Origin of the sequence: Tenacibaculum piscium (assembly GCF_021390715.1) — a bacterium.
In the GTDB taxonomy this organism is placed as follows: Bacteria; Bacteroidota; Bacteroidia; order Flavobacteriales; family Flavobacteriaceae; genus Polaribacter; species Polaribacter piscius.
Genome location: NZ_JAJGWT010000008.1, coordinates 81,739 through 99,676, shown reverse-complemented (window position 1 = coordinate 99,676; position 17,938 = coordinate 81,739). Strand labels below are relative to the sequence as shown.

At 29.3% G+C, this 17,938-nt stretch carries 12 protein-coding genes; 3 read left to right on the top strand and 9 right to left on the bottom strand.

What is annotated here, in order from left to right; all coding sequences use genetic code 11:
- Position 1: 1 nt before the first annotated feature.
- Positions 2-559 (bottom strand): HNH endonuclease, encoded by a 558-nt coding sequence (locus tag L0U77_RS08945; protein WP_193700181.1) that lies wholly within the window; start codon positions 557-559, stop codon positions 2-4.
- 408 nt (positions 560-967) lie between these two features.
- On the opposite strand from L0U77_RS08945, the gene lon reads away from it, so the two are divergent.
- A complete protein-coding gene (lon, locus tag L0U77_RS08940; protein ID WP_101918295.1) occupies positions 968-3,424 on the top strand; it encodes an endopeptidase La in 2,457 nt (818 codons plus the stop codon).
- Between the two features lie 490 nt (positions 3,425-3,914).
- Here the strand turns inward: lon and L0U77_RS08935 are convergent, their stop codons facing one another.
- From L0U77_RS08935 to L0U77_RS08910, 6 genes are all read right to left on the bottom strand, one after another.
- The gene (locus L0U77_RS08935; protein WP_233898004.1) at positions 3,915-5,594 is read right to left on the bottom strand and encodes an RluA family pseudouridine synthase; all 1,680 of its coding nucleotides are present in this window, start codon (positions 5,592-5,594) and stop codon (positions 3,915-3,917) included.
- A gap of 1,746 nt (positions 5,595-7,340) precedes the next feature.
- A complete protein-coding gene (locus tag L0U77_RS08930) occupies positions 7,341-8,930 on the bottom strand; it encodes a hypothetical protein (RefSeq protein ID WP_233901052.1) in 1,590 nt (529 codons plus the stop codon).
- Positions 8,931-9,045: 115 nt separating this feature from the next.
- A complete protein-coding gene (locus L0U77_RS08925; RefSeq protein ID WP_233901051.1) occupies positions 9,046-9,816 on the bottom strand; it encodes a hypothetical protein in 771 nt (256 codons plus the stop codon).
- A gap of 31 nt (positions 9,817-9,847) precedes the next feature.
- Complete coding sequence (locus tag L0U77_RS08920) at positions 9,848-12,169, bottom strand: FdhF/YdeP family oxidoreductase (RefSeq protein ID WP_233898002.1); 2,322 nt, start codon at positions 12,167-12,169, stop codon at positions 9,848-9,850.
- Complete coding sequence (fdhD, locus tag L0U77_RS08915) at positions 12,162-13,028, bottom strand: formate dehydrogenase accessory sulfurtransferase FdhD (RefSeq protein ID WP_233885770.1); 867 nt, start codon at positions 13,026-13,028, stop codon at positions 12,162-12,164. The genes L0U77_RS08920 and fdhD overlap by 8 nt, the downstream gene beginning before the upstream one ends.
- Before the next feature lie 172 nt (positions 13,029-13,200).
- A complete protein-coding gene (locus L0U77_RS08910; RefSeq protein ID WP_233901050.1) occupies positions 13,201-14,436 on the bottom strand; it encodes a THUMP-like domain-containing protein in 1,236 nt (411 codons plus the stop codon).
- A 160-nt stretch (positions 14,437-14,596) separates the two neighbouring features.
- Between L0U77_RS08910 and L0U77_RS08905 the strand changes: the two genes are divergently transcribed.
- Positions 14,597-15,523: an outer membrane beta-barrel protein gene (locus L0U77_RS08905; protein WP_233901049.1), complete on the top strand. Its 927-nt coding sequence runs from the start codon at positions 14,597-14,599 to the stop codon at positions 15,521-15,523.
- A gap of 311 nt (positions 15,524-15,834) precedes the next feature.
- Here the strand turns inward: L0U77_RS08905 and L0U77_RS08900 are convergent, their stop codons facing one another.
- Complete coding sequence (locus tag L0U77_RS08900) at positions 15,835-16,326, bottom strand: DIP1984 family protein (protein WP_233899105.1); 492 nt, start codon at positions 16,324-16,326, stop codon at positions 15,835-15,837.
- Between the two features lie 40 nt (positions 16,327-16,366).
- Positions 16,367-17,248, bottom strand: a complete 882-nt coding sequence (gene prmC / locus L0U77_RS08895) for a peptide chain release factor N(5)-glutamine methyltransferase (protein ID WP_233901048.1) — start codon at positions 17,246-17,248, stop codon at positions 16,367-16,369.
- Between the two features lie 110 nt (positions 17,249-17,358).
- Here prmC and L0U77_RS08890 point away from each other — a divergent pair, with 110 nt between their 5' ends.
- Positions 17,359-17,901, top strand: coding sequence for an LEA type 2 family protein (locus L0U77_RS08890; RefSeq protein ID WP_233900404.1), 543 nt, complete (start codon positions 17,359-17,361; stop codon positions 17,899-17,901).
- Positions 17,902-17,938 lie beyond the last annotated feature (37 nt).

Here is a 17,938-nt window from a genome sequence, read left to right as displayed (position 1 = left end):
ATTATACATTCTCAGCAGAAATATTTGCCCAATTCTCTCCCGTTTTTATGCGGTGAAGTTGCATTTCTGAAACTCCAAACTGTTTTGCCAAAATCTTTAAACGAGTTCTTCTATTAGGATTGTTTAATTTTCGCTTTAGCAATTTTACCTTCGTTTCTGTAAGTTTGACATTCGTCGGTTTATGAACCTTATTTACATATTCAGGATTTGAAAATTGATGTATCTCCTTTTCACGTCTGGTAGTCCATTTTAAATTTTCAACACGGTTATCTTTCTTATCATAATTTAAATGAATCACATATAAATCATCCTCTTTTTTCTCTAGAAAACTTTCCGCAACTAATTTATGAACATATCGACTCGTTTGTTTACCGCTTTCTTTTTGTTTTAAAGGTAAATTTTGATATCCATTGATGAAATATTCCTTTACTAAAAATTCCTCTTCCTTTTTACAGTTGATTATTCTTCCGTAATTCGATATTTTAAATTTTTCTTTTTCAGAGATTTTATTGTCAAATACTAATTCTTTCCACTTTTCATTTCGGTAGTTTCGTATCATAATTTTTCAATATTTATCTGAACTTAAATAATAAAATAGCTTTTTATTATTTAAAACAAAATTACAAATTTTATTCTAATCTTATTTCTAATCTTATTTCTAATCTATTCGAAGTTGTTTTATAAACCACTAACTTTAACTAACTTTAACTAACTTTAACGTAATTTAACAAAGTCAATATAAAAATTAATCTATTTAAAATACGTAAAATAGTCAAAATAGCCATTGCTTTTTACACATCGCTACTTGGCACAACAATTGTTTTATATAGTAAGTATAAATAGAAAAACTCAAACATCAATAATTAAAATGCTGTTTTTCAAATAATTAAACGTTTAAAAGTGCTTTTTGTATTTTTGTTTTAAAATATTTAAAAATCAAAATGCCACTATGACACCTAAATAAGCTATGAGCAAATCAAAAATAATACATTTAGACAATTTGTCACTTCAAGATGCTTTTAATGAAGATTCTGAATTAATCCCATTACTAACACCTGAAGATGAAGAATTAATAAACAAAGAAGAAATTCCAACAGAATTACCTATTTTACCATTAAGAAATACCGTATTATTTCCTGGAGTTGTAATCCCGATTACCGCTGGTAGAGATAAATCAATCCAATTAATAAAAGATGCCAATAAAGGCGATAAAACAATTGGAGTCGTCGCTCAAAAAGATATCGATACCGAAAATCCTGGTTTTGCTGATATTCATCAAACTGGTGTCGTTGCTAAAATTTTACGTGTCCTGAAAATGCCTGACGGAAATGTAACCGTTATTATTCAAGGAAAAAAACGATTCGTAATTGATGAAATTACACAAGAAGAACCGTACTTAAAAGCAAACGTTCATGAAGCTATCGAAGATAAAGAAGTTGAAGACGAAAAAGAATTTGAAGCAATTATAGAATCTATCAAAGAATTAGCCTTGGAGGTTATTAAAGAAAATCCAATGTTACCTTCTGAAGCTTCTATCGCTATTAAAAATATTCAATCCAATTCGTTTTTGGTAAACTTTATTTCATCAAACATGGAATTAAGCGTTGCCAAAAAACAAGTTATTCTTGAAGAAGATAATTTAAGAGAACGTGCACTTTTAACATTAAGTAACTTAGATAAAGAACTTCAAAAATTACAATTACGTAACGATATTCAATCGAAAACTCGTTCGGATTTAGATAAACAACAACGTGAATATTATTTACATCAACAATTAAAAACCATTCAAGATGAATTAGGAGGCGTTTCTCATGACCAAGAATTAGAAGACATGAGAGCAAAATCTAAAACAAAAAAATGGAATAAAGAAGTTGCCAAAACATTTGAAAAGGAATTAAATCGTTTAAAACGAATGAATCCACAAATGGCAGAATATGGTGTGCAACGAAATTATTTAGAGTTAATGTTAGAATTACCTTGGAATATTTATTCTAAAGATAAATTTAATTTAAAAAGAGCTCAAAAAATATTAGATAGAGATCACTTTGGTTTAGAAAAAGTTAAAGAACGTATTATTGAACATTTAGCTGTTTTAAAATTACGTGGCGATATGAAATCGCCAATTATTTGCTTGTACGGACCTCCAGGAGTTGGAAAAACTTCGTTAGGAAAATCAGTGGCAGAAGCATTAGGACGAAAATATGTTCGTATGTCATTAGGTGGTTTGCGTGATGAAGCAGAAATTCGTGGACATCGTAAAACCTATATCGGTGCAATGCCAGGACGTATAATTCAAAATCTTAAAAAATCGGGAACGTCAAACCCTGTATTTGTTTTAGATGAAATTGATAAATTAAGCCAAAGCAATCAAGGAGATCCTTCCTCAGCAATGTTAGAAGTTTTAGATCCTGAACAAAATACTCAATTCTATGATAATTATTTAGAAGTTGGTTATGATCTTTCTAAAGTTTTATTTATCGCTACCGCCAATAATTTAGGGCAAATCCCTTGGGCATTGCGTGATAGAATGGAACTTATCAACGTTACTGGATATACGATTGAAGAAAAAACAGAAATTGCTAAAAAATATTTATTTCCAAAACAATTAAAAGAACACGGATTATTACCAAAACATTTATCAATTCGAAAAAAATTAATTGAAAAAATTGTAGAAGGATATACGCGTGAATCAGGAGTACGTGGTTTGGAAAAACAAGTCGCAAAAGTTGTTCGATTTGTTGCTAAATCAATAGCAATGGATCAGGAATATAATGTTGATTTAACAAGCGAAGACATTGAAAATATTTTAGGAGCTCCTCGTTTAGAACGTGATAAATATGAAAATAATAATGTCGCTGGAGTTGTTACAGGTTTAGCCTGGACAAGCGTTGGTGGTGATATTTTATTTATTGAATCGATTATTTCAAAAGGAAAAGGAGTACTTTCTATTACAGGAAATCTAGGAAAAGTAATGAAAGAATCTGCTACGATAGCGATGAAATATATCAAAGCAAATGCAGCAGATTTTGGAATTAATCCAGAAGTTTTAGAAAAAAATGATGTACATATTCATGTGCCAGAAGGGGCAACCCCGAAAGACGGACCAAGTGCAGGAATTACCATGCTGACGTCATTAGTTTCTGTATTTACACAACGTAAAGTTAAAGATAAATTAGCCATGACTGGTGAAATTACACTTCGAGGAAAAGTATTACCCGTTGGAGGAATTAAGGAAAAAATATTAGCAGCAAAGCGCGCAAATATTACCGAAATTATTTTATGTGCTGATAATAAAAAAGATATTCTAGAAATAAAAGAAAGTTATTTAAAAGGAATGAAATTTCATTATGTAACAGAAATGCACGAAGTAATCGATATAGCCTTAACAAAACAGAAAGTTAAAAAAGCTAAAAAACTAGCTTAAATTTTAATTTTTCTTCGTTGATTTTTATTTGAGATGTTAAAATCACTTTACTAATTTAGTAACAATCGCTAAAAAATCACATAAAATTATCGAAAAATAAAAAGTAAAAAATTATTCTATAAAATTAGGATAATTAAAAAGTCTCTCCAAATCAATGGAGAGACTTTTTTAATGTAATATTATTAAAAATTCATAAAAGTATTGCATTATTGATGTTTATAAAAATGAAAAAAGTCATCTAAAAATAGAAATGATTATTATTTTCATCAAAAACTTATATAAATTACACCGATTCATATCAGATTTGACTAAAATATATTTTTTTTCTAAATTTAAGAAATAAATAACTTTAAAATTAGGAATTATTAAAAACATCTTTAAATCAATTAAAATTATTTTTTTATACCATAGCATTAAAAAGTCATAAAAGTCTCTAAATTTACATATTGATTAAAAGTCAAAAAAATGAATTATAAATAAATTATCAGTATTAAAAAGGTGCTTTTTTTAAGAAAATAATTTTTTCTTTAGTGATAGGGTGATAAAATGATAATGTATCAGAATGTAAATATAATCTATCAGATTTTTTACCATATAAATCATCTCCAAGAATAGGCGTGTTTAGCCCGAGACTATGCGCTGCATGTACTCGTAATTGATGAGTTCTTCCTGAAATAGGGTAGAAGCTAATTTTTGTTTTTCCATTTTTACGCTCTACGACTTCCCAATTTGTTTTCGCAGTTTTTCCATGTTCATAACAAACTAACTGTCTGGGTCTATCTTCTAAATCTACACGAAGTGGGAGGGTAATTGTTCCTGAATTTTCTGTTATAATTCCGTCTAATAGTGCGGTATATTTTTTTTGAACAGTTTTAGTTATAAATTGATTTTGTAAAATTTTATGAGCCTCTTTATTTTTTGCTAAAACTAATAAACCAGAAGTTGCCATATCTAAGCGATGCACAATAATAGGTCCTGAAATATTTTTAACTTGTTGTTTAATTCTTGTATACACAGAATCTTGAATATGAATACCAGGAACAGAGAGAAAATCAGCAGGTTTACAAATGACAATCAATTGATCATCTTCAAAAATAGTTTCTAATTCTTTTCCAATCGCTGGATTTTCTAACAATGGATTTGTATCCATTTCAATTCCTTTTAACATATGCGTTAAAATTGGCTTGCATTTCCCTTGGCAAGCAGGGTAGAATTGTTCATGCTTTCTAATTTCTTTATTAGGTGATTTGCCCCACCAAAATTCTGCCATTGCAATCGGTTTTAAATCATTTAAAAAGGCATATTGCAACAATTTAGGAGCAGTACATTCGCCTGAACCAGCAGGTAAATTTTGCACAGAAGTTTCTGAAAATAATTCTTTTAAATTTTTTGCTTCTTTTTTAATGTTTAAAAATTGATATTGTTCTGAAATATACACTTGTAAAGCAATAGACATTGCTTTATGTTTTTCTTTTAATAATTTTATTTCATCGGTAAAAACTAAAAGTTCCTCTTTTATAGGTTTTAATCTGTGTTTCCAGTAACGATTTACATTATTAAAAAAATGTTTTGCCTCTAAACTTTCTTTACTAAGCGTATTTTTTAAAATAAGATACGCTTCTTCGGATAATTCTCCGATTGCTTTTTCCCTTTTTAAACGTCTATTATTTTTAGCAATTTTTAAGGTTTCTTTTTTCTGATGAATATCGATAATTGCTTTTTCATTTTCTGAATTATACACGTTTATTAATTTTTGATATTCGGTATTTTCTTCTAATTTTTTAAGTTTACCATCAAATTTAATAAGATTATTTTTTTCTTGAAGATAGTAGGAGTCTTTAACAAGCATATCATATACTGGTGGAACAAATTTAAGATGTGTATTTGTTTCTCCTAATTTTCCAGATACTGCAGTGATATATCCAATTTCTTTTTGTTGATTTTCTACCACTAAAACTCCAAACATTTTTCCAATTGGTAGTCCTTTTTTTGAAGGGTCTATCCCAAAGTTATGATTAAAATCTGTTTGATTTTTTAAATAATTGATAACTTCTTTTGTTGCTAATTTACAGAGTGGGTGAGGTTCATAATAAAAAGGAAATGTAAATTTATTAGGAAGTTTTATATTGTTTATAGGACTAGAAAAATAGTGAAAATGTGTGTTCTTCAAAATAGGATGACTGTTTTAAGCAAAAATATACTTTTTTTAAGAATATTTTTAGCAGTAAGCTTTAGTATTTTTTTATAAAATATAAATAAATGTTATTTTTTTACTCTTAAATTATTATTAAATAATCTTTAATAGATAAGTTAATTTACAAAAGTATACTAAAATAACATTTTGTAAGTGTAATTAACATGATACATATGTAACTAAAAAGAGTTACACTGTTGCAAGTAGTATAAAACTAATTTAATTACTATTGTAAATAGATGAATCAGTAAACAAGTAATCTATTATTGTAAGATAATTAATTACAAATGTATGTTTTTTAGATAGGAGTAAAACTTATATTATTCTTAGAGTCTGTTTTAGTAAATTTCATTTAATTTAAAAAATTTGTAACAAAAAAATAAGAAATTGAATTTATATTTATTTCAGTTTTAGATCCTGATTTAGGGTCAATGTCGTGTCGTTATTCCCTTTTTTAAATAATTGATAACTTTTTTATAGCTAATAATTTACAGAGTAGGTGAGGTTTATAATAAAATATAGATTCTTAATTCTTAAGAAGGGAGTATACAATTATATATGTTACATAAGTATACGTAATGTTATTTTATGAACACTATGATTCATTACAGATGTAAAACAACCATAACGACGATTGTAAACTAATTATTTTCGACTATAAATAATTAAAGATTACAAATGTAATACTAGCCAGAGAGGTGTAAAGAATTATATCAGTATCAATAAGAACTTTTTTTTCTACTTAACTACTCAAATTAAATAGGCTAGAGTAGTAGAGCGCTATGTAATGTAGATGTAGTTCAAACTAACTTTAAGTTTAATCGTAAAACTAATAATATAATAAAAATAAGATATATAAATACTAATTTACTTACTTGTCAGAAAGTTAACGAGCAAGAGTGTGTTTTTACAGTTGTTTATTAATAAATCTTGGTAAAATAATTAAGAATATTACTAAAATAATATAATCGTAATCAACAGGTAATTTTACGTTAGATTACATTTGTTAATAAATGTGTTTTCTTATGTTGTGGTTGTATTGTTTACTATTGTAAACAAGTGTTGTTGTTAACTTTAATGTACAAATGTAATAGTCTTTCTTAATAAACATCTACTGACTACTGATTCAAAAAAGTTATGCTGAATTTATTTCAGTTTACAATACTATTTAGTTTATCTGTCTGATTTACTTACCAGTTTTATTACAATCTGAAATTCAAAAATAAAACATAACAATAATTAGTTTTGCTTGTTCTTAAAAGACAAAGTCTATCAAAATTATAAATATTTTTATAATTACAAAATAATATCAACAACCTGAACTTGATTTACCGTAGTAATTTTTAGCTTTTTTTTGATAATGTCAATTCGAGTGAGTGATTTTAATTTAATGATTAAAAGGAATTAAAAATTGTTCGAGAATTTGAGTTTTATATTTAGTGAATTTTGACGCTAAAAAGTTCTTCGACACAATTTTTTAGAAGAAAAAAAACACTAGAACTAACAGTTTATTTTTAATAGGCTCTTAGTGGATTCTAAAATAATAAGCTAACAAAAAAACTAAAAATAAGAGTATAAAATAAGATTTAAAATAGGAGTGAAGCAATATTTTAAACTAGCTTAAATAACTAACTAAAGAGAGTGTTTTAACCAAAAAAAAGACTGTCATTTTTGACAGTCTTTTTTTACTAAATCTAACTAAATATTTAAGTAAATTGAAAACTACTCAACGCTTAAAAATGAGAAACGGTAACTAATACCAATATTTAAATACGGATTACTTAAATTTCCACCACGAGCTTTTACGTAGCCAAATCCAGCTCTTGCATTTAATTTATTGGTTAATTTATGATTAATTCCGATACTTGGTTTTACGATCAAACCTTCTCCTGTACTAATTCCGCCACCACCAGCAGCACCTGCTAGAACTTGTGCAAATACCGATGTTGTATTGTTTAAAAAACGAGCCGACTGCACTCCTAAACCAACAATTCCTTCGGCATAAGCACCTGCATCACCAAAATTAGCGAACGAAGTTTGACCCGCTCCGTAGATATATTTATTCAAAAATAAGTTTATTTGTAACGAAATTTGATGCATATTTTTATCAAATTCAAGGTCTTTTTTATTCTTATTTGTTGAAACAATTCTTGAAGCATTTAGATATAAATCTTGTTTTATAATAACCTCCAATCCTTTTAATTTTGCTGATGAAAAGCTTTTTTCAGGAGCAGAAGAACTAGGAGTAATTCCATCTTTATCAAGATAGTATTTTAATCCAAAACCTAGTGTGTTACTTGAAAAATGAGCGTCAGGACTCATTAAAAATCCCTTATTGACTGATACATACATATTGTTCAATACTTTTTGTTCAATAGAGATATCAGGATATATTAAAAACCCACCTTTAGTTTCTACGCCGCCGCCGCCGCCAGCACCAATACCGAATTTAGCTAAAATATTTGTACGATTTTTATTCATTGAAATATGGTATCCAGCACCTAGAAAAACATCCATATATCCCGCTTTAATTCCGTGATATGCACCATCAGCTTTTACAAAAAAGAACATATTTTTGTTAAAATAAGAGTTCAATTCAAAACCAGCTAATCGCATTGTTTTTCCTTTATAATTCCCTTTTTTTACTGATAAATTATTCAAATGAACTAACAAAGAAATTCGATTACTAAGCGTGTTCCAAGACGTATTTTTTAGATTTTCAAAATCATCAAAATTAAAAACACGTTCTCGTTGTTTAAAATCAGCTGTTTCAAAAGATAACGGTATTTGAATAGCAACATTAAATTGATGATTTTTAATAGCTCCTTTGTCAAAAAAATTAACGTAACTATATCCTGCTGTTGTTGAGAAATAGCCGAAATTATATCCTAAATTTAAGTGTGGTAAAATAAAGGCACCACCGCCATCTGGAGCTGATGCACCGCCACCACCACCAAGATGAACTCCCGCATCAACAAACATATTTTTGCTGATTTTTTGTTGAATTCCAGCATTGATTCCCAAGGTAAAAAAACCACCACGAATACCCGTTACGGCTCCGTAAATACCAAGACCAGCATAACTCCAATCGTTTAGTTTTAGGTTGTAATGAATCCCTGTGAATCCCATATTTTTTTCATCTTTTCCTTTGTTTTTAGGCATTTTTATAGATAAAAAATCAACAGCTCCAAAACCTATTTGGGTTTCTTTTTCGGGGATTTTTTGATTTTTTATATAAATTGTTGCTTGATTTACTTGATTCCTGTTCGTGCTTATGTTCGTGTTTTGAGCGTAAAAAAAATGAACACTCATAGCAAAAAAGACTACAAGTGTTCGTTTAAAATAGCTAAAACATTTTGAAATTTTCAATAACATCAAATTATTTTTATTTTATTTATTTTTTATAAAATTCATGAATTAATCATGATTAATCGTGAATTTTTTGACGTGTTCCATCAACATAAGAAGCTACAAAAGCATCACTAATTCCAAGTTTAATCAATTCTTTTTTAAGTTTTTTAGCTTCATTTAATGTGGTAAATAAACCTAAAGAATATTTAAAATAACCGTTATCAGAAGTAACTATTGAAGGAATTGTTTGCGTTGATAATAAAGGGAATCTATTTTTTTGGAATACACCAATTTGAACAGAATAAATAGTTTCACCAGCAGTGTTTGTGCTTACTTGCTCAATAGTTTGATCTAAATTTTCTGAATTAATTCCAGTTCTCTGGTTGTCCTCAGTGTCATCGCCATTTCTTAAAGCTCTGATATTTGCTCTTTCGATACTGTCTAAAACACGACTATTTTCGGTGCTTTTTATCATTGCAATTTTATCATCAGTAAAAGAAGAAGACTCATTACTTAGGTTGTAAAAATAGTAGCAAGCACCAAGTGAAAGTCCTAATAATATTCCTAAAACCATCGACGTTGTTTTGTATTTACTTTTAAGTTCGGTTAATTTTTCCTGAACTTCTGTTAAATCGTCTCCTGATTCCTCTTTTTCTTCTTGAATTTCGGCTAATTCTTCTTGAGCTTTTATTAATTTTTCTTCAACATCTTGTCTTTTTAGTTGAAATTCTTTTAGATTTTTACGAGTTCTATTGAGTTCATTTTCAGATTCTTGTCTTTTTAAATTTGCTTGATTTAAATCGTTTTGTAACCTTTCGATTTTATTTTTATCTTCTTCTATTGACATATTTTATTATTTTTTATTATTGTTTTATTATTTATGATGATGTTATTATTTCTTGTTTTTTTATACTGATAATCACTGTTTTAGAAGTAGGTGTATGACTACCTTTGGCTTTACTTTTAATAGGAACTAACACATTTGTTTCTGGAAAATAAGTGGCAGTACATTGTTTTGGAATACTATAAGGAATCACTAAAAATCCTATTGCGTGTCTTTTTTCTCCTTGAAAATGGCTTGTTAAATCGACTTTATCTAATTTTTTCAATCCTTGTTTTTCCATATCTTCAGGATTCATAAAGACAACTCTTCGTTCGTTTAAAATTCCTCTATAACGGTCATTTAAACCGTAAATAGTGGTATTGTATTGGTCGTGTGTACGAATGGTCATCATCATAAAATGATTTTCATTTAGCGTAATATCCGAAGGTAAATTTGTGGTAAAATTGGCTTTTCCTGTTGCTGTTGGGCTAAAATTATTATCTCTTGCGTTGTTTGGCAGATAAAAGCCTCCTTTTTTACGAACTTTTTGATTATAATTTTCAAAACCAGGGATTGTTGCTTCAATTTTATCACGAATTAAATCGTAATTTTCGATGAGTGCTTTCCAATCGATATTGGTATTTTTCAAAGTTGCTTTTGCGATACCAGCAACAATGGCGGGTTCGCTCAATAAGTATTCCGAAGAAGGGTTTAAATGTCCGTTTGACTGATGCACAACACCCATTGAATTTTCTACGGTAACGAATTGGTCTCCAGATTTTTGTGTATCTTTTTCCGAGCGTCCTAAACAAGGTAAAATCAGGGCTTGTTTTCCGTGAATTAAATGACTTCTGTTTAATTTTGTTGATATTTGAACTGTTAAATCACAGTTTTCCAATGCTTTGGCGGTAAATTCGGTATCAGGAGTTGCAGAGATAAAATTCCCACCCATTCCTACAAAAATGCGTGCTTTTTTCTCGTGCATCGCCTCGATAGAAGCTACAACATCGTATCCGTGTTTTCGTGGTGCTTTGAATTGAAATTCTTTTTCCAAGCTATCTAAAAAGCTATCTTGTGGTTTTTCCCAAATTCCCATGGTTCGATCTCCTTGCACGTTGGAATGTCCTCGAACAGGGCAAGTTCCTGCACCTTTTTTCCCGATACTTCCTTTTAAAAGGAGTAAATTTACGACTTCACGAATATTATCAACAGCATTTTTATGTTGCGTTAATCCCATTGCCCAACAGATAATTATTTTATCATTATTGATAATCATATCCGTTGCTTTTTGAATAATTTCTAGGGATAAACCTGTTTGTGGTAGTAATTCGGGGATTGAATATGTATCTAAATCGGCTAAAAAATCTTCTAAACCAGCAGTTTTTTCTTTTATAAATTGATGATTAAAAACGCCTCCTTTTTCTTCTTCTTGTTTTTTCATCAATTTTAAGATGATTTTAAGCAAAGCTACGTCTCCGTTAATTTTTACTTGAAGAAAAAGATCTGTTAATTTTTCGCCATCGCCAAGCCATTTCAATGGGTTTTGCGGGTCGATATAATTCATCAAACCGACTTCTGGCAATGGATTAACCGTAATTATTTTACCGCCATTTTTTTTAGTTTGATGTAGGGCAGTTAGCATTCTCGGATGATTTGTTCCTGGATTTTGCCCGATAACAAGTACTAAATCTGCGTGATTAAAATCATCTAAAGTAACGGAACCTTTACCAATTCCGACAGTTTCAGAAAGTCCGCTACCGCTACTTTCATGACACATATTAGAGCAATCAGGCATGTTATTTGTTCCAAATTTTCGAACAAATAATTGATATAAAAAAGCCGCTTCATTACTTGTTCTTCCTGAGGTATAGAAAATGGCTTCATCAGGAGATTTCAAATTATTTAATTGATTTCCGATAAGTTTAAAGGCTTCTTCCCAAGAAATTTCTTCATAATTATCGCTTCCTTCTTTAAGAATCATTGGATGTGTAATTCGTCCACTTTTTCCAATTTTATAATCTGACCATGCTGACATTTCTTGTACGGAATGTGTCGCAAAAAACAGGGGAGAAACCCTATTAGTGGTTGCTTCTTCGGCGACTGCTTTTGCACCATTTTCACAATATTCTGCTAAAAAAGCTCTTTTTTCATCAGGGTCTGGCCAAGCACAACCAGGGCAATCAAAGCCATCTAATTGATTGATGTTTTTAAGTAAACTAATCCCTCGGACAACGCCTGTTTCAGAGAAAACATGGCTCAATGCCGATTTTATTGCTTTTGTACCTACGGCTTTTGTTGGTACGTCAATAAGCTCAATACCTGTTAGATTTTCAGGAGGTTGTGCGTGTATTTTTGTAGTACTATTTTTATCATTCATAATTTATATATTGAGGATTTGCGTACACGGTCATTTTATTATTTCTACTAAAACCGATTAAGCAAATCCCGAATTCTTTTGCAAAGTCAACCGCCAAAGAAGAGCAGGCCGAAACAGCGATAATAATCGGAATTTTCGCAAAAAAAGCCTTCGAAACAATTTCATAAGAAACACGTCCGCTAACGAGCATGTAAGTTGCTTTTTTAAGGTTTTTTTGCTGGATTAAATCACCAATACATTTATCAACAGCGTTGTGTCTGCCGATATCTTCTTTAATTGTTAAAAGTTTCTTTTCATCATTAAATAACGCACACGCATGACTACCGCCTGTTACTTTAAATAATTCCTGTAAATTATTCATTTTCAAGAACATATCAAATGTTATGTCAATAAATTTATTTAATTTAGAATGATGTAAAGAAGTGGTGTTTTTAGAATTTTCATTACTGTTTTTATGATGGTTATCAAGTGGTTTATCGGTTGTTTTTAAGTCTTTTAACTCTTTTTTTCCACAAATTCCACAAGAAGAAACCGATAAAAGTGTTCGTTTATTTAAGTATCCTTTCCGTATTTTTTCCTTAGGAATATGAACGTTTAAAATTGCGGAAAAATCCTTGTTTTCTTCCTCTATATTTATGGTTAATTCATCACTACTTTTATAAATATCTTCTGCATATAAAAGACCTCTAATCAGATGTTTATCGTCACCAGGAGTTCTCATTACAACGGTATATGATTCCTTATTTATATTAATTTGAAGTGGTGCTTCGATAACCAGAGAATCATCTACTTTTAAAGAAGAATTTTCTGATAATTTTATAGCTTGATAAACGCTTGATTTTTCCTTTAATTTTTCCATGTATCACACAAATATACTCAAAATTTTTTAAAATAAATAAGCCGTTATTTAGCTATATTTTACCTTAATTTTTGATGATTTCAGCTCCGTTATTTCATTATCAAAAAAATAAAAAAAAACGCTGAATCATCAAAATAAAAATCATCAAAAAGCTTTAAAAAATAGCGCAAAATTAGGCGATTTTAGAACAGTTAATTATCAGTAGTTCGTCCTTACTATTTGTTGTGAAAAACAAGTAGGTATTACCGCCGTCTTTTAGTTTTGTTTCGGTTCTAATTTGCGCTACAGTTTTGGGAAAATTACGTGTCGTAATATTTGCTTTTTCTAATTTTAAAAGACTCAAAATACGCTTTATTTTCTTTTTTTGATACGGATAAATAGCCTCAATTTTAAAGGTTCTTCCAGGGAAATTTTCAACAATTTTTTCGGAAGTATAAAGGTGAGAATGTTGTGCTATTTTACCAACTTCGTAACTGTTTGAAACTTCATTAAAACCGCCCGATTTTAAAATAGCCGTATTTGGTTCGTATAAAAAATTAATCGGATTAATATACGGTTTTATAGTTTTTTTATTTAAGGGGAATGACAGTATTTGTTCTTTGTTTTTCAGTAAGTTAACTGTATGTATCTCAACTATTGATTTAGTTTTTTTTTGCAATAAAAAAAGCAGCTCTTTTACCTCGTTATTTACAGCGATAACGTGTATTTCCTTTACATGTTTTAATGAATTCAAGCTGGCAGAAATATCTAGCATCGGTGAATTTTTAATTAAAATAGTAGGGGATTTTGTAAAGAGAAAATCAAGATTTTCAGGTACATTTGGTAAGCAATCTTTCAATAAAAAAACTTTCCCTTTTACCTCATCTCTGCGAGAAGGATCAATATAAATACAATCGAATTTTTGAGTCGAATTTTTTAAATAATCCAATCCGTTTACCGCAACTGTTTGAATGTTTTTAACACCCAATTTCTGATAATTATAAGCAACTATTTCTGATAAATTTTCATTGATTTCTGCATGAATAACCTGCGTAAATATTTTGGAAAAAAAGTACGCATCAACACCAAAACCACCTGTAATATCAAGTAACGATTTAGGACTGTTTTTGGGCTTGTTTTCAGTTCCGATATCAGCAAAAATATTGTTAAGTAAAGTAGCCTTATAATTGGCTGTTATTTCTGAAGAAGTTTGTTCAATACTGATTTTAGCAGGATAATAAATATCCGAAGTTTTAAACCAAGTAGGAAGTTTATTTTTTGATTTTTGCTTGGCAATAATCTGATTCGACAATTCTTGAATCGTAATACCCTCAAATGGACTTCCTTTTAAAATTAGTTTTGTGATATCAGAATTTAAATTTTCATCAATAAAACTTTGCGATGCTTTTTGTAATATCTTGTTATTCACTATTTTTTCACTGTTTTTACTGATTTTTTTAACGCTAAATTTTATATAAAAATTACAAAAAAAACAAAATTATACTATTTTAAAGTAAATAAAGTAAAAACAGCCTTGAATTATTTTTTATTTATTAAATTTATAACCTATAAACTTAAAATATAAAAACATGAATAAAGTTTTTTTAACAGCAGTTATTGCGTTTGCATCACTTTCTGCAAGTGCACAATTTTATGTATCGGCAAGTAGTGGTTATTCTTTTTCGGCAGTAGAATCAAAAATGGGAACTAAAACAACACTTGGTGGTGTTGAAAATACCTATGGTAGTTATGGAGAAGGTACACACACACAAGTTCGTGGAGGATATTTTTTTAATGATAAATGGGGAATTGAAACAGCAGTCGGATATTTACACGGAGCAGATCAAACATCAATCTTAGTAGATATTCCTGGACAAACTTTTGTAGATGTAAAATCAAGAGGTAGAGCTTTTGGATTGTCAATTTCTACCGTGTATAACATCACCGAACATTTTTATGGACGTGCAGGAGCATTAACCAAAATAGCTGGTAAAACAGAAGTTGTAGGAAAAATAAAAGACGATTTACCAGCAGCTTTATTAAATCCATTAGCACCAGCAGGAGCAACTGCCCCTTTAGATATCGATTTAACCAGAGAATTTAAAGGAAGATTTCCTATCGGATTTATTGGAGCAATTGGATATAAACATGAAATCTTGAAAAACTTACAAGTTTTTGGAGAAGTTGAATATTTAGGAATTAGTGTAACTAGAAATACTTCTGAAATTAGTGATTTCTCAGCAACTTTAGCAGGAGCTAGTAAAACTAGAGAAGAATTATTACAAGTGATAAACGCAAAACCAGTATTAAAAGCAAGTTTTGGACAATTATTACCTTTAATCAATGATAAAATTAATTACGAAGATTCATTAACGTTACAAGAAGCACAAGCGCAAGATCCTTTAGCGACAAAGGAATTATCGCAAACAGTTCCGTATTCTTCTTGGGGATTAAATTTTGGATTTACCTATACTTTTGGAAATGGTAAAAAGAAAGAAGCAGAAGCTAAAATCTAATCAAAAAAAGTAAAAGAGTAAAAAAGATAAGAGTATAAAAGTTTATTATAAAAAACGAGTAACTAAAAAGTTACTCGTTTTTTCGTTTCTCAAACGTTTTTAAACTCAATCAAAATATTTAAAAAAAGATGATTAGTCAGTGCCTGGTAGTAAATTTTACAAAGTACACTTGTATAAAGTAAGCAATACTGGGTCTTAAAAAGTACGCTTTGCTACAACCCAAGTAGCTTCTGTAGTGCGTGTTTTCTTCAATTTACCCCGAAAAAAACACTCAAAAAAAGGGGTTGGCACTCGCTCTAATCATCTAAATATTAGGCTAACATAGTAAGCCAATTTGTTTCTTGAATTTTACTGTCTAATTCTCTAAAGTTTCTTGCGGTAACGTCCATCTCTGTTTGTAATTTCTTAATGTCGATAGTTGTTTTAAGATTCGCATCGCCACTATTGTTTACTTGTGCATCGTATCTGATATTTCGTAATTTTTCAGACAACATCTTTAAGGCATCTCTTTTAGCAAGTGCTTCCATCAATGTTCCTTGTGTAGCAACTAATGTTTGATTATTGGTTTTATTAATCCGAATAACTAAAAATTGTAAATCTTGAATTGCTTTTCGCAATTGTGCTAGTAATTTATTCGGATTCTCTTGAGGAAGTTTATCACCAGAAACAATTAATACAGGTCTAATTCTGTTTTGTAATTGCTCGATTTTTTTCATTAAATCGGCTCTTAATAAAAGTCCTTCGGCAAGTTTCATTTCTTTATGAATTGCGGTGTTTTCTGTATTTTTGGTGATATCGTTCATTATCGTTCCTGTTTTTTCCTATTTTTTTTGATAAATAATTTTAAATGATACTTGCTTTTATCATTCTATCATTTCCTTGAAAATCTTTTTTAAGTTCGATGTTTTTAAACCCTTTTTCCGATAACATTTCCACGGTTTCTTTGCCTAAATATTGATTAATCTCAAAAAATAATATCCCATTTTTTGAAAGATGCTTTTTTGCCAAATCAGCAATTTTATCATAAAAAATAAGCGGATTTTCATCCGTAACAAACAAAGCTAAATGCGGTTCATTTTCCAATACATTTTTGTTGATTTCGGCTTTTTCTAATTCTCGAACATACGGCGGATTTGAAACAATAATATCAAAAGTTATTTTAGCATTGATAAAGTTCAAACTATCCGTTTTTAAAATATCCTGCTTTATAAATTGAATTTCAACATTGTTGATTTTAGCATTTTCTTGGGCAGTTTTTAAAGCTTCTTCGGAAACATCAATTGCAGAAATATCAAAATCAGCTAAATGCTTTTTCAAACTAATCGGAATACAACCTGTTCCAGTTCCGATTTCTAAAATAGAAAAATCAGAAATAGAAGACGCAGTTTTTAAATTTTGAACCTCATCTAAAATCCATTCGACTAATTCTTCGGTTTCAGGACGTGGAATTAAGGTGTTTTTATTCACTAAAAAAGGAAATCCGTAAAATTCGGTGTTTCCTAAAATATATTGAATCGGTTCTTGATGTTGTAATCTTTTTAACGCATCTTTTAAAAGAACGTGCTTTTCTTCGGATATTTTAAAATCAGGTTGCATCAACAAATCGATGCGTTGTAAATCCAAATAAGATTCCATCAAATAAAAGAAAAAAGTGTCAATTTCCGTTTGTGGATAAATTTCCGATAATTGCGTTGTAAAATCAGTTTTAAAATGGTGTAATTTCATAAATTAAAAAACAAACAGGAAAAAGTGAAAAGTAAATAAAAAGTAAAAAATTAACTTAATTTTGTAAAACACAAAATTACTGAAAATAAGTATAAATAAATATAAAAATCATGAAAAAAGAAAGCAATATTAAACGTAAAAATTTCGTTTTAATCACAAGTTTATTGATGCTTTTAACAACAAGTTGTGCGATTCAAGAAAAACCAATTTTCCTAAAAGTCGATACTATAAAAGTAGCTTCTATCGCTTTGGATACCATTCGATTAAATGCCAATGCTTTTTTTAAAAATCCGAATGATATCAGTGGAAAAATTTCGACTGATGCCATAAAAGTTTTCGTAAATGATACCGAAATAGCAACCGTTTCTTCCGAAGAATTTAAAGTTCCCGCAAAAAAAGAATTTTCAATTCCCTTAAATGTGAAGATTCCTACCAAAAAAGTTTTTGAAGAACTTCATAAGTTCAAAAATCAACAAGAAAATAAGCAGGAACATAACAATAATCAAATTAATGCAATTTTAGGCGGATTATTAAATTCATTTATCAATAAAAACGTAAAAGTGCAGTTTAAAGGCGATTTACGCTACAAAGTTTTTGGATTTTCGCGAAAATACGCTATCGACAAAACAGAAAGCATCCAACTTAATTTTTAGAACTTTTTATTTTTATAATCTTTTTTATTTTATAATT